Below are 13617 nucleotides of genomic sequence, written 5' to 3'. Positions count from 1 at the left end.
TTTCAACCACTAAATCGTGGTGAAAACTTGGGGCAAGAATTCATCTAACCACGGCGTTAGTCGTAGTTGTTGTCCTTCATATATCAGATAGCCCTCTAAATTATTCCATCGTCGTAAAGATTGCACCGATATTTTAAAGCGTTTCGCTATTTTTGCTAATGTATCGCCGCGTTGAACACTATAAAAACCAGCAGGGCGTTGTCTGTAGGCCTTGACGGAATAATTTTTGAAAAAGGGTGTGTTCAATCTCAAAAACAGCTCGTTTCCTGCTGGCTTACTAAAATGCTCAAGGTCTCTTTCAAAATATTTCACGCTATAGCTTAACTTTTCTTCTTCTTTTAAACGAATTGTTTTCCCAACTTCTAATACTTGTCCAACCGCTAATAGATAGCTATTTAAACCATTTTGTGAAACGATTTGATGAAGAGGGACTTGATATAATCGGCAAATGGAAACCAATGATTCTCCGGCTTTAACTGTGTGCGCTACGGTCGCTTGTTTTTTATTCACTTTTCTATTTGGTTGGACTGATTTTTCTGTTGCTACCGTAATATTTTTTACAATATCGCGCTCGTTGTTTTTTGAATTTTCTGTTTTTTTATCCAAGATGGGATTAGTCAAATTTTCAACTTTTACTGCCGGAATATCATAAGCCGTCAAATTATAAGTCCGAATTAAACCATTTAATTTTGCTGCATAGCTGGTATCCGTGGCATATCTTCCCATTAAAAAGCGGGTCGCATCTTGATAAGATTTCGTATTGCTTTTCCAAACCCCACTATAAAAGTTGTGATTATAAGGAAGTCCTCCGCGAATTAATTGAACATAATCTTCCAATGATTGTTTATATGAAGGATATTTTCTGAAGTTAGCCCGAATGGTATAGTGATTGCCGCTACCATCATCTTCTTGGGTGGCAAAATTTACGCTAGTGCCTTTATAACTACCTTTAATTCCAAATAAATTGTAATTGGGCGGGCTTGCCAGTGAACTGTTTCCTGACGCACTTTCTAAAATAGCCTGGGCTATCATCACAGATGCGTATAATCCATGCTTTTGGCCCAAATTTCTGGCATCTTCACCAATAGTTTTAATAAACCGCTGTGTGGTGAAATTGGGTGAGAAAGTATAACTATTTTCACCCATGGTTACACTACTTGTAGTATCCCCATTTGTTGTCGTTCTTTTAGAACTTTGACTTTTACCGGGCGCAAATGGTGTGCTTTTATGGACTTTTGTTTTAGCAGTTTTGTTTTTCTTTTTAGGTGCTGTAGTAGTCTTTTTCTGACTCGAACTTGTATTGATTTTGTCGGATTGGTTTTTCCCAACTGAACTTGATGTTGGGTTAGAATTTGCTGCATCTACTGTAACGATTTCTTTTTCTGCTTCAACATTTTCAGAAGTTGGTGTGGTATCTTCTTTACTGTCAGTTGGAGTAGCACCTTCTTTACTTTCTTCTGTTGATGCTGTCTGTTCATCAGTGGCATCCGTTGTTTCAGCTATTTCTGTTGAAGAATCAGAATCTTTTTCTGCCAGTTCTTCTGATTCTACGTTTTTTTCTACTTCTATTTCTTCTTGCTCATCAGGTTCCTCTTTATCGTGACTATCTAAGAGAGGAATCTCCTGCTTATCGCTTTCGTTTGTTTCTTTTATTTCATTTTCTTTTTCATCCAGATTTTTTGCATTGACTGGTGTGGATAAAAAAGTTGTAGTAGATGAAGCAATCACAAACGCTCCTGTTAATAGCGGTACGATTTTTTTCATGGATTTTCCCCCCTCACTTTTGATCATTTTGTAGCTCGATGGGATTGTTGTAGTAGTTGATCTAACAAAGATATCGACTCATCGCGCATTTTTTCAATATAATTTTGATAACGTAAACATCCTTGTTTTAATTCCTCTAATTCTTCTTCTGATTTCATTTTAAGATCATGCGCATCAAATTCAGCTTTGCGCACAATTTCTTTGGCTTTCGATTTTGCGGCTAATAAGACATCTGCCAGCTCATTTTTCGTCAATTCCAATTCGTCACGTTCTTGACTTGACTTCAATGCTGTAAGCTCTGCTTTTACCTGTTGGTATTTTTCTTCTAATTCACTATAGGCATCACTGGGTAGGCTAATTTCATCATCGTCCTTGTCTTCTGGCGTTTGTTTTTCAAGACGCTGCGTTAACTCCATCGCACGATTACTGGCAAATTCCAAATTGGCTGTCAATTGTTTATTTTCAGCTTTTAAGGTTTCTATTTTTTGATTCAGTTGCTCACTTTCTGCTACCCGTCCGTCATAATCAGCAGGAATTGCAGCAACAGAAGCCAATTCATTTTCCATTTTTTCAACGGTTGCTTGTAACTCTTGTACCTTAGTAGTCAGCTCTTGTTTTTCTTTCTCTAACCCTGTATTTTTTTCCTTCAATGACGCAATCTCTTGTGTCAGTGAACTATTTTTTGCTTCTAATTCTTTGACATCTTCATCGCTATCATCATGAAAACCGAGTTCTTCTAATTCTGCTAATAAGTCATCTTTCTTTTTTTTACCAAACATCTCTTTTTCCCCTCTCTATTTTTATTCCGTCAATTTCTGGAGTAAAGTTAGCGACCTAAACTAATTTCACTCATCAGTACTCTGTTACAGTCCTAGTATATAAAAATCTTATTCACTTTTTTTCTCAAAAATATTATCGTTATTTAATAAAATTGAAAAAAACTTACCTAGTTTTCTCAAAAATTCAATAGAATTACAAAAAAATTGAGAATGTTTAAATACAACATTCCCGTTTTTTCAACATTTGTGCTTTTTTTGAAATAAAAACAGCTAATATTGTTTTTATTTTCACAATCAAATTTTTATTGTGAGTTAAAAAAAATGATTGTTAAAAACGCTTTTTTTATCATAAATAGTAATTACGCCTTCAAAAACCTCATTTTTTTAAATAAAAAAATGGAAATGTGATACATAATCAACTGAAAGCTTCCTGCGGCACAATTATTCGTCTTTTAAAAAGAATCGTAGTAAAATCGTGGTAATTATCAGAGGATGAGCTGATAAATAAAAAAGGAGGTTTTCCAGCATGAAAAAAATTGGTTTTTTGAGTTTTGGTCATTGGATGGATCGTGGGTCATTGGTTAAGACTGCTAGCGATGCTTATTTGCAATCAATTGAATTAGCAGTTGAAGCTGAAAAAATCGGCGTGGACGGTGCATATTTCCGCGTTCATCATTTTGCCCCTCAAATCGGTTCCCCATTTCCACTTTTATCTGCGATTGGTGCGAAAACAAGCAAGATCGAAGTTGGGACAGGTTTAATCGATATGCGCTATGAAAATCCGTATATGATGGCTGAAAATGCTAGCTTAACGGATGTTATTACACAAGGTCGTGTGCAATTAGGCGTGGGTCGTGGTTCACCTGAACAAGTTTTAGATGGTTGGCGTTATTTTGGTTATGACTACACGGAAGAAGAAATTAAAGAAATCACACGGGAACGGACATTGGAATTTTTGGATTTATTAGAAGGTAAATATTTTGCTGAACCAAATCCACAACCAATGTTCCCGCAAGCACCAGGAAAATTACGTCTTGAACCTTATGCAGAAGGATTACGTCAACGCATCTGGTGGGGGGCCGGTTCCAAAGAAACTGCGATTTGGGCAGCAAAACATGGAATGAATTTGCAATCTTCTACTTTGGTGAATTATGAAAGTAACGAACCTTTTCATGTGCAGCAAGCCAATCAATTACGAGCATACAAACAAGCTTGGAAAGAAGCCGGACATAACTTTGAACCACGTACATTAGTAACACGTTCGATTCAACCGATTACAACCGACTTGGACCGCCAATTATTCGGACAAGATGGTGAACCGCAACAAGATTCTGTGGGTTACTTAGCTTATCACCGTAATCCAACAATTTTTGGACGTACTTTTGCTGGGGAACCAGATAAATTAGTGAAAGAACTGGCAGAAGATGAAGCAATTAAAGAAGCTGATACGGTTTTAATCACTATTCCAAATACTTTGGGTGTCGAATATAATATGCACATTTTAGAAACAATTATGAAAGATGTAGCACCAGAATTGAGCTGGCGTTAAGTTACCAGCCTTAGTTGCTAGTTGAATGCACAAAAAAGCGTCGAAAATCAAGTAGAAAAAGTTTTATCTCTCTACTTGTATTTCGGCGCTTTTTGCTATTTTTTAATAATCATTCGAATGGCTTGTTGAATTTTTTCTTGTTGGACTGTTGCATCTTCGGTGGGATTTTCCAAGCAATTTTTCAAATTCTCCGCTACGATAATTCCCATTACTCGATCAATACTTGCGCGAACCGCACTTAATTGGGTAATGACATCGACACACTCTTTTTCCTCTTCAATCATCTTTTGAATGCCTCGAATTTGTCCTTCCGTACGTTTTAAACGATTTAAAATATTCTTATCACAGCTAGCGGCCATCAACAACTGCTCCTTTCCAATCCATCATTCCACCTAAAACATTGGTCACCTGATAACCTTGAGCAGTTAAAAATTGACACGCAATTTCAGAACGACGGCCTGAATGACAGATAACGTAATAGTGAGTATCTTTAGCTAATTCAAAAAAGCGATTTTCTAATTGGCTTAATGGCAAGTTTTTTGCATTCGGAATATGTCCTGCAGCAAATTCATCTGCTTCACGCACATCAATTACGACTAAATTTTCTTTTTGCAATAGTTCATTAAAATCATTATTTGATATTGTTTTTTCCATGTTTAATCTCCTCTGGTCTTACCATCTGATACAATGCAAATGCCCCGTCTAAATTCACTACGTCAAAGCCATTTTGCTTCAAAATTCGTTCTGCGATATAACTACGTAACCCACTGTGGCACGTGACAATGTATTCTTTTTCTTTGTCTAACTGCGCTAAATTGTTCCGCAATGTATCTAACGGTATATGAACAGATTGTAAAAATTGACCGTTATTTATTAATTCAGCTTCATTGCGTACATCTAATAGCACTTTACCTTTTTTTATTTCATCAGAAAGCTCGTACCATTGAATATTTTGGCTAAAATCTTCTGCAATGTTTAAGGCGCTATAGCCCAGCATATTCACTGGATCTTTAGCCGAACCAAAAGGTGGGGCATAGGTGAATTCTAATTCCGGTAAGTCAAAAATTGTCTGTTCCCCTTTAATGGCAGTAGCTAAGACATCAATGCGTTTATCAACACCTTTTGCTCCTATGCCTTGCGCGCCATAAATCGTTCCTGTCGTGGGATTAAAAATTAATTTTAAGGTTAATTCTGTAGCACCCGGATAGTAGCCGGCATGATCTTTACCACTCACATGGACAACAGCATAAGGTAAGCCCGCTTGTTGCACAGCTTTTTCATTTAGTCCCGTAGCTGCCGCACTTAAATGAAAGACACGTACAATTGCCGTTCCGATACTGCCGAGATTTTTACGTGGCAAGCCATAAATTACATCGGCAACCTGCCGCCCTTGACGGTTCGCCGGTGAAGCTAAGGAAATCAAGGCATCTTCATTGGAAATTTGTTGTTTGGTGACAATTGCATCTCCTACGGCAAAAATTCCAGCAAGATTGGTTTCATATTTTTCATCTACGACAATACCACCTCTTAACCCCAATTCAATACCGGCTTTTTGGGCAAGCGCTGTTTCTGGTTGCACACCAACAGATAAAATCGTGATATCTGTTTCCAGTTGAGTACCATCTTCTAATACAATTTCTCTGCCAGCTTGTTTAAAGGCTACTGCTGATTGTCCAGTAATGACGTTAACCCCGTTATCAATCAGCTCTTTTTGCACAAAACTGGCCATTTCTTCATCTAATGGCGGTAAAACATGAGGAGCCTTTTCAATAATCGTGACGTCTAAACCTGTTTTTTTCAAATTCTCTGCCATTTCCAAACCGATAAAACCTGCCCCAATGACAGTTGCCTTTTTGACGTTCGGTGTAAGTGCCTGCATAATTTTATCTAAGTCGGGTACATTCCGTAGCGTAAAAGTATTTTTCGCTTCCTCAATACCACTAATTGGTGGAACAAATGGTTTTGCCCCCGGCGATAAAATAAGGAAGTCATAGCTTTCTTGATACGTTTCAGTTTGGTTTTGTATCGTCACAACTTTTTTTGAGGCCTCAATTTCTATAACTTCATTAAAAGGGCGCACATCCAAATTGAAGCGCCGGTGTAAACTTTCCGGTGTTTGGACCAATAATGTTTCTTTATCTGCAATTTCACCCGAAACATAATAAGGTAAACCACAGTTGGCAAAGGAGACAAATGGTCCTTTTTCCAAAATAACAATTTCTGCTTTTTCATCTAAGCGGCGTAATCGCGTAGCTGCTGACATTCCTCCTGCTACTCCGCCTACGATAATGACTTTCATGCTTTTCCTCCTCTTACTTTGCCGGACCACTGACTCATGCCACCTTTGACATTCACCACATCGTAGCCTTGATCTCTTAACTGTTTTGCTGCTTGTTTACTGCGCATCCCAGACTGACAAATGACATAAATTTCAGTATCTTTTTTTCCACGATAACCTGAAATCTTGTTTAAAGGAATATTTTGCGCACTTGAAATATGCCCCTTCCGGTATTCCTCTGGTGTGCGTACATCTAATAATGTGATAGAACTAGTCAATTTATCTGCCAGTTCTGTCGTTGTAATACTTTTTGTCTTTGAAAAAAATGAAAACATAATGCCACTCCTTATATACCCCGATAGGTATTATTGAACAATAGAAAGCCACCATTGTCAAACACGAAGCATCATTTTTTTCTAAAAAATATTTCTATTTTCCATTATCTTTATGTTAATACCTACATAGGGTATATTAGAATACTGATTTATCCTTAACTAAAAAGACTACCGAGTTTTATTTTCTCAGTAGCCTTTGTCTAGGTGCTCTTTAATTTTTGATTGCCAAACCAATGGCTAAGTAGGCAGCATATATGCACCAGATAAAATAAGGAGTAAACAGAAATGTTGCCAGTTTTTGAATAGAATAAAAACGGATCAGACAACTAAAAACTGTGGCCAATAGTAGTAAAACAATTACTACGCCTAACCAAAAATTCTCACCGCCAAAGAAAACAATGCTCCAAATAAAATTCAAAAGAAGTTGTAAACCAAATAAGAATAACGCTTGATTTTTTACTTTCTTGCTACTCGATGCATTTAAAATAAAATACAAGGCCGTTCCAATTAATCCATATAAAACAGTCCATATAATGCCAATAATATTTCCTGGGGGTGAAAAAGGCGGCGTATTCAAATTTGCATAAGTAGCTGCAATATCCCTTGCAAAAACTCCCGACAAAATTCCCACTGCTTCAACACCAAGCACACACAATAACCATTGGCCCATTTTCTTCATATTTTATCTCATCTCCTCTATTTTAAAGACAGCTAGTCCGTTATTTCATTTTTTACCTTCTTAACCCAGCATACGCTTCTTAAATGCGACAAAAAACAAATCTGCTCAATATCTCGCTAAATAATTTTAAATTTTGAGTTTTATAAGGCGAAATATTCGATTATTTTACCCAAATAGGCTATTCTACCTAAAAAATAAAGGATTGTTGCGAAATGACAAAAACAAATACTACCCCAACTTGCCAAGCTAAAATAATCGGTTTAGAAGGTGTGCACGAAGTTATCCTAGTAAAAGAATATCAAAATGTGGCGATCGTAGAATGTCTTGATACTAATGAGTTAGCAGTAGCAAAGCGCTGCGATGTAATTATCAATGATTCTGATAAGGACAAAGACTAACTAAAATTGCCAAACGCTTTTGTTCGTTCCTAGATACTAAAAGTGTTACCCTTATTACGAGGTGATCACAATGCATTATGCCATTTTTTATAATCCCACTGCCGGACGTGGTGATAACGAAGACACGGCTCAAAAAGTTGCAGCTAAATTAAAGAAAGCCGGTCATACTTCTGAACCACTTACAGCTCCCAATCCTAAAAAAGCGGTTGAAAAAATTCGTACTTCTTTAACAGATTACGATGGCCTGATTTCAATTGGAGGGGACGGGACGTTAAATCTAGTGGCGACTGCCTTTTTACAAGCAAAACAAACACTCCCTTTAGGAATCATTCCTGGAGGAACCATTAATAACTTTGCCAAACGATGGGAAATTCCCCAGGATTTAGATGCTGCAATGGCTTTGATATTAGATCAACAGAAGATAAACGTCGGCATTGGCGCCTGCCAAGACAGACAAAAAGCAATTGTCAGTTCTTTGACTTTTGGTTCTTTGGCAGATATTTCCAATCAAGTCCGTCAAAGCGAGAAACGAAAATTCGGCTTATTGATTTATCCGTTAAAAGGTCTTAAACAAATTAGTCAAAAAGCCTCTTATAAGGTGCATATTCAGACAGAAGATTTCAACGAAAAAATGAAAGTTTGGATTTTCCTATTGACAACGACACATTTGGTAGGAGGTATTGATTACGTCCCTTCAAGCCCCCATGCCTTTCACGTCAGTATCTTGCATAACATGCGCTTACGGAAATTATTTCAATTACTCTTTTTTGTTTTAACTGGGAATTTGCGTCAAAAAAAAGCCCATACACTTACCTATTTAAAACCTAAAAAAATTAGGTTAGAGTCTTTGGAACAAAAGAAAATTTACAGTCGGATTGATGGTGATAAAGGACCAGCTCTACCTTTAACTGTAGAATTTTTAGATGGCTTTTTGCCTATATATGCCAAAACTACGGTGGAATCTAATCCTGATTAATTAGACGCAAAAACACGGCTTACGCTTTTCTATGAGAGAAGCGCAAGCCGTGTTTTTTACAAATACCGCCTAAGTTATTCGATATGCATGTAAATATTTTTTGTTTGGGAATAAGCATCTAGAATCGTTTTATAAGTTTCCCGTCCGATACCAGATTTTTTGTAACCTCCAAATGGTGTTCCTGCCGGTAAATCGCCATAAGTATTGATCCACATGGTCCCTGTACGAACAGCGCGAGCAACCCGGAATGCTTTATTAATATTTTCCGTGAAGACACCGCCGGCTAAACCGTAATCTGAATCATTGGCGATTTCAATCGCCTCTTTTTCATCTTCAAATTTAATTACTACAATAACCGGACCAAAAATTTCTTCTTGGGCAACGCGCATATCATTGCTAACCTCAGCCAAAATAGTTGGTTTGACAAAAGCGCCTTCTGATAGTGGGCCATCTGTATAGCGTTCGCCACCCACAATAACTTTCGCACCTTCATCTTTACCAATTTTAATATAGTCCAAAATGGTTTCAACTTGTCCTTCATTAATTTGAGCGCCCATGACCGTATCTTCTTCCCAAGGGAGACCGACTTTTACTGCTTTAAAACTTTCAGCTAATTTTTCAACAAAATCGTCGTAAATATCAGCTTGTACTAATAAGCGACTTCCTGCTGAACAAACTTGTCCTTGATTGGTTAAAATACCATCTTTGGCATATTCCAGTGCCCGTTTTTGGTCGGCATCACTGAAAATAATGTGAGCGGATTTTCCACCTAACTCTAATGTCGCTGGAATGAGATTTTTTGCTGCACCTTCGGCTACTTTATAACCCACTTCAGTTGAACCCGTAAAGGCAATTTTGGCAAAACCCGGATGGCTTAACATATAATCACCAGACTCAGAACCTTTTCCGGTTACCACATTTAAGACCCCCTTTGGTAATAATGGGCCGATTAATTTCGTTGCCTCTAATAAACTAAGGGGAGTGGATGAAGAAGGATGAATCACGATGGTGTTACCCGCTGCTAATGCGGGAGCTATTTTCCACGCTGCCATCAGCAAAGGAAAATTCCACGGTACAATTTGACCAACTACACCGATTGGTTCTTTTAACACCATTGTCAAAGTGTGTTCATCTAACTCTTTAATGGTACCTTCTTCTGAACGCACTAATGCTGCAAAGTAACGAAAATGATCGATTACCAAAGGAATATCTGCATTTTTAGTTTCCCGTAGCGGCTTGCCATTATCATATGTTTCAATCCATGCCAATTTTTCGGCATTTTCTTCTAAAACATCGGCAATGTCTAAAAGAATTTGACTGCGCTCTTCAACTCCAGTCTTGCTCCACGCAGGAAATGCTGCACTTGCCGCTTCTACTGCCTGATCCACATCTTCTTCTTCAGCACTGATAAAAGTTGCTAATGTAGCACCATCACTTGGATTTTTGGAGGTTAGTGTTTTTCCTTTAACCCCATTTGTCCACTCACCATTGATATACATCAAATACTTTTCGTCTAGCAGTTCTGCAGGTTTCTTCACCGAATCTCCTCCTATTTTTTGGGTTTATCTAAAAATTTGGCACAAAAAAATTTTGAAATTTCCTTATGCCGCTTAATCTCAGTATAAAGAAGAAACAAAGTAGACTTCAAATGATATGTATCCGTTTTCTTTTTGAGTATTACAGACCTTTAGAGAAACCACGTCCTAACAGAAACCAAAGGAATTTTTCTAAACTATTAAGATTTTATTAAGCGCCGCTACAAGAAGAATTGTCTTGCCGGATTTCTCATATTTCTTTTGTGATTTTTTTCCTTATGTTACGATAAAAATATAGAGCGTTTTCAAAGGAGGAACAAGAAATGAAAATAAAACGATTTTCCGGTGGTTTCTTTTTTGATGCTAGTAGTAATCACTTAAAAGACTTGTTCAAAATTCAGCAAGAAGAAGTTGTGACATTCGAGCCCGCTTTGGTTGTAATTCCTTTTGATCAGCATATCGGCGCTGCCAATGAATTGGTGGTAGCCATAGGAGATACCGTCAAAAAAGGAGAAGTCATCGCTAAAAGCAGCGCTGATATTAGTGGGCATGTCCATTCTTCGATTACTGGAACTCTAGTAGATGTTTGCGAAGTTCCAGCACTAGAAGGCAACACCCAAACTGCCGCTGTTATCAAAGGCGAGTCGAAAAATAGTAACACTGAAAGTTTGATTGATGTGCGCTATTCTCCTGAAAAAGCTGTCCGAGCTGCTGGAATTGTCGGATTGGGCGGTGCCACTTTTCCAACCCATGTTAAATTGAATCCCGCCGATCATATTGATGTTCAAACGATTATTCTAAATGGCGCCGAATGTGAGCCTTTTATTGCCTCAGATGATTTCTTAATGCAAAAAGAAAGCAGCAAAATTTTGCGCGGTGGTGAAATTGCCCGAGATATTTTAGAAGCAAAAGAAATTTTAGTTGGGATTGAAAGAGATAAACCTCAAGCCATTGCAGCGATGGAAAAAGCTGCGCGCAAAGTTAAAAATTGTCGGATTGTTCCTTTACCAGTGAAATATCCCCAAGGGGGCGAAGGCCAGCTTTTAGAAACTTTAGTTGCCGCTGAATCGCCACTGGATGGGCGTTCAGTGGAAACGGGAGCTTTTACAATTAATGTAGCGACAGCTTTTGCAATTGCAGAAAGCGTGGATGAACGGAAGTCTTTGACACACCGCTACGTGACAGTTACCGGAGACGTGCAGCAGCCGCAAGTTATTTGTTTTCCTTTAGGGACGCAAGTCAAAGATTTAATTGCATTTTGTGGGGGGTATAAAGGGCGTCCTTCACGGATTATTCATGGGGGGCCCATGATGGGAAAAGCTATCACCAATTTGGAATTACCCTTAACCAAAGGGAGTAATGCCATTATCGTTTTTAATGAAGAACACGACGAAAAGACAAATGAATCACCTTGTATTCGTTGCAATCGCTGTGTTGAAGTTTGTCCGGTGCGCTTAGAACCACAAAATATTGATCTGGCCTATCGCAGCAATGATTTATTTACTTGTGACCAGCTACTGGCAACAGCTTGTATTAACTGTGGCTGTTGTACGTATGTCTGTCCGGCCAGACGTCATTTGGCTGCCAACATCACCAAAGCAAGCGCCGCCATTCAAAAAGAAAAGGAGGCGTTAGAAGATGCTAAATAGGAGGACATTAAAAACCGCCGACTCTCCCCATCTACTCGGTGATACTAATACTCGCGGGATTATGAAATGGGTCTTAATTACTCTTTTTCCTATTATTTTAGTTTCAGGCTACTTTTTTGGTTGGCGGGTTTATCTTTTATTCTTCATTGCGATTACAACTGCTCAATTAGCCGAAATCGTTTGGTTTAAATGCTCAAAAAAAGAACTAACGTGGGATTTAAGTGCAATTGTCACTGCTGTGTTAATGACAATGAACTTACCGCCTTCTGCTCCGTGGTATTTTCCTGTCATTGGTGCAATTTTTGCCATTATTGTCGTAAAAGAATTTTTTGGTGGACTAGGCTACAACTTTTTAAATCCGGCATTAGGAGGACGAGCATTGTTAGTCGGTTTATTTTTCCAAGAAATGTTTAAAATTAGTTGGCCAGCTCCCCCTTTTAACAGTATTACACCTGATGCTGTCACTAAAGCTACACCATTGGCTCAGATGAAATCAGCCACATTAAGTAATACTGAATTGTGGCAAACGTTTATTGGCTTTACTGGCGGGCGTATTGGGGAAACAAGCAGTTTTTTAATTTTAATAGCCTTTATCGTTTTATGGCGCAAAAAAATCATTAGCCTGCATATTCCCTTAGTCATTCTTGCAACAGTAGGAATTGGTGCTTGGCTTTTTGCTGGTGATGGAACTTTTGCACCATGGCAAACTGTAGTCGGACATTTATTAAGTGGTGGATTATTATTGGGTGCCGTTTTCATGGCGACTGACTATGCTTCAAGCCCTTCAACCAAAGTTGGGGAATACCTCTATGCCTTTATCATTGGGTGTCTAATTATCATTTTCCGTTTCTGGGGTCCCACTCAAGAAGGGGTCAGTTATGCCATTTTAACCATGAATTGTGCTACGCCTTTCATTGATCGCATCTTACGTCGGCGCGTTTTAGGTGAAAAAAAGACAATGCCGCTTGATTTGAAATTCAGAAGATAGGAGGAAAAACAGATGAATTTAACCATGCGTTTAGTATGTTTTTTCACTATTTTAGTCTTGCAAAACATTACCCAGCACATGCCAGTAAAAATTGGGCAAAAAAAGAAGACACCTTTTTTAAACCAAGTCCAGTTAACTTTTCTGATTACCGGCGCCGCTTTAGGTGGTACAGCTTTATTTTGGGGATTTGATCAAATTTTTGGAACCATCGGTGGCAACGAAGTAGTAATGCGCCCCTTTTTAGTAGGATTGATGAGTTTTGTAATATCAGGCGTGACACTTCTCTTAGTGAAAAAAAGATTAGAGCCTGCCTTACAATCTTGTTTGCTACTATTACCAATATTACTGAATTTAGCCCTTGTACCTGGACTTCTCAGAGACAGTAAAGCTGAATTTTGGTACACCTATCTTTTGAGCTTGCTTTTCCTTTTTGTCGTCAGTTTGTTTTCTGCTGGTATTTTAGAACGGTTAAAAATAGCCCCTATTCCGCGTCTTTTACAAGGCTTGCCAATCCAATTGACTGTCTTAATGCTAATATTTTTGAGCTTATCCTTTTTCAAAGGTGTTTTCTTTGACGAGTTATTTTAAACCGATTTTTGGTAGCAGCAAACTAAGAAAAGCGAAATGAACGTGATTAACTCTCAAGCAATAAGATGGGATTTTGATAAATTGCTCTTCAAATTTCTT

Annotated in this window: 14 protein-coding genes; 6 read left to right on the top strand and 8 right to left on the bottom strand. The window is 38.1% G+C overall.

The genetic code is table 11. From position 1 onward, the window contains the following. Positions 1-9: 9 nt before the first annotated feature. Both RK01_RS11635 and RK01_RS11630 read right to left on the bottom strand, forming a co-directional pair. Positions 10-1764 (bottom strand): glucosaminidase domain-containing protein, encoded by a 1755-nt coding sequence (locus RK01_RS11635; RefSeq protein WP_016173473.1) that lies wholly within the window; start codon positions 1762-1764, stop codon positions 10-12. Positions 1765-1787: 23 nt separating this feature from the next. Next, the gene (locus RK01_RS11630) at positions 1788-2543 is read right to left on the bottom strand and encodes a V-type ATP synthase subunit I domain-containing protein (RefSeq protein WP_016173472.1); all 756 of its coding nucleotides are present in this window, start codon (positions 2541-2543) and stop codon (positions 1788-1790) included. Between the two features lie 526 nt (positions 2544-3069). Between RK01_RS11630 and RK01_RS11625 the strand changes: the two genes are divergently transcribed. Continuing rightward, the gene (locus RK01_RS11625) at positions 3070-4092 is read left to right on the top strand and encodes an LLM class flavin-dependent oxidoreductase (protein WP_016173471.1); all 1023 of its coding nucleotides are present in this window, start codon (positions 3070-3072) and stop codon (positions 4090-4092) included. A 95-nt stretch (positions 4093-4187) separates the two neighbouring features. Here the strand turns inward: RK01_RS11625 and RK01_RS11620 are convergent, their stop codons facing one another. The 5 genes from RK01_RS11620 to RK01_RS11600 all read right to left on the bottom strand — a co-directional run bounded on the left by RK01_RS11620 (position 4188) and on the right by RK01_RS11600 (position 7384). Then, positions 4188-4451, bottom strand: coding sequence for a metal-sensitive transcriptional regulator (locus tag RK01_RS11620; RefSeq protein WP_016173470.1), 264 nt, complete (start codon positions 4449-4451; stop codon positions 4188-4190). Continuing rightward, positions 4441-4746, bottom strand: a complete 306-nt coding sequence (locus RK01_RS11615) for a rhodanese-like domain-containing protein (protein ID WP_016173469.1) — start codon at positions 4744-4746, stop codon at positions 4441-4443. The genes RK01_RS11620 and RK01_RS11615 overlap by 11 nt, the downstream gene beginning before the upstream one ends. After that, positions 4724-6391, bottom strand: a complete 1668-nt coding sequence (locus RK01_RS11610) for an FAD-dependent oxidoreductase (RefSeq protein ID WP_016173468.1) — start codon at positions 6389-6391, stop codon at positions 4724-4726. The genes RK01_RS11615 and RK01_RS11610 overlap by 23 nt, the downstream gene beginning before the upstream one ends. Beyond that, positions 6388-6705, bottom strand: a complete 318-nt coding sequence (locus tag RK01_RS11605; RefSeq protein ID WP_016173467.1) for a rhodanese-like domain-containing protein — start codon at positions 6703-6705, stop codon at positions 6388-6390. Before RK01_RS11605 ends, RK01_RS11610 begins: the two co-directional genes overlap by 4 nt. 211 nt (positions 6706-6916) lie before the next feature. Further along, on the bottom strand, positions 6917-7384 hold the full coding sequence (locus tag RK01_RS11600; RefSeq protein WP_016173466.1) for a TspO/MBR family protein: 468 nt from the start codon (positions 7382-7384) through the stop codon (positions 6917-6919). Positions 7385-7596: 212 nt separating this feature from the next. On the opposite strand from RK01_RS11600, the gene RK01_RS11595 reads away from it, so the two are divergent. Together RK01_RS11595 and RK01_RS11590 are read left to right on the top strand one after the other, a co-directional pair. Then, positions 7597-7782 (top strand): hypothetical protein, encoded by a 186-nt coding sequence (locus RK01_RS11595; protein WP_016173465.1) that lies wholly within the window; start codon positions 7597-7599, stop codon positions 7780-7782. Between the two features lie 70 nt (positions 7783-7852). Next, positions 7853-8758, top strand: coding sequence for a diacylglycerol/lipid kinase family protein (locus tag RK01_RS11590; RefSeq protein WP_016173464.1), 906 nt, complete (start codon positions 7853-7855; stop codon positions 8756-8758). Positions 8759-8832: 74 nt separating this feature from the next. Here the strand turns inward: RK01_RS11590 and RK01_RS11585 are convergent, their stop codons facing one another. Next, positions 8833-10257, bottom strand: coding sequence for an aldehyde dehydrogenase family protein (locus RK01_RS11585; protein ID WP_051113730.1), 1425 nt, complete (start codon positions 10255-10257; stop codon positions 8833-8835). Between the two features lie 359 nt (positions 10258-10616). Here RK01_RS11585 and rsxC point away from each other — a divergent pair, with 359 nt between their 5' ends. Genes rsxC through RK01_RS11570 form a run of 3 tightly spaced genes read left to right on the top strand, consistent with a single transcriptional unit; the run spans position 10617 to position 13518 of the window. Further along, positions 10617-11942: an electron transport complex subunit RsxC gene (rsxC, locus tag RK01_RS11580; protein ID WP_016173462.1), complete on the top strand. Its 1326-nt coding sequence runs from the start codon at positions 10617-10619 to the stop codon at positions 11940-11942. Continuing rightward, positions 11932-12930 (top strand): RnfABCDGE type electron transport complex subunit D, encoded by a 999-nt coding sequence (locus tag RK01_RS11575; RefSeq protein WP_016173461.1) that lies wholly within the window; start codon positions 11932-11934, stop codon positions 12928-12930. Before rsxC ends, RK01_RS11575 begins: the two co-directional genes overlap by 11 nt. A 12-nt stretch (positions 12931-12942) precedes the next feature. Then, positions 12943-13518 (top strand): hypothetical protein, encoded by a 576-nt coding sequence (locus tag RK01_RS11570; RefSeq protein WP_016173460.1) that lies wholly within the window; start codon positions 12943-12945, stop codon positions 13516-13518. Positions 13519-13617: the final 99 nt, after the last annotated feature.

The organism is Enterococcus dispar ATCC 51266 (genome assembly GCF_000406945.1).
Lineage (GTDB): Bacteria > Bacillota > Bacilli > Lactobacillales > Enterococcaceae > Enterococcus_C > Enterococcus_C dispar.
Note: the sequence above shows the minus strand (reverse complement) of the source record. Positions and strands in the feature narration are given on the sequence as shown.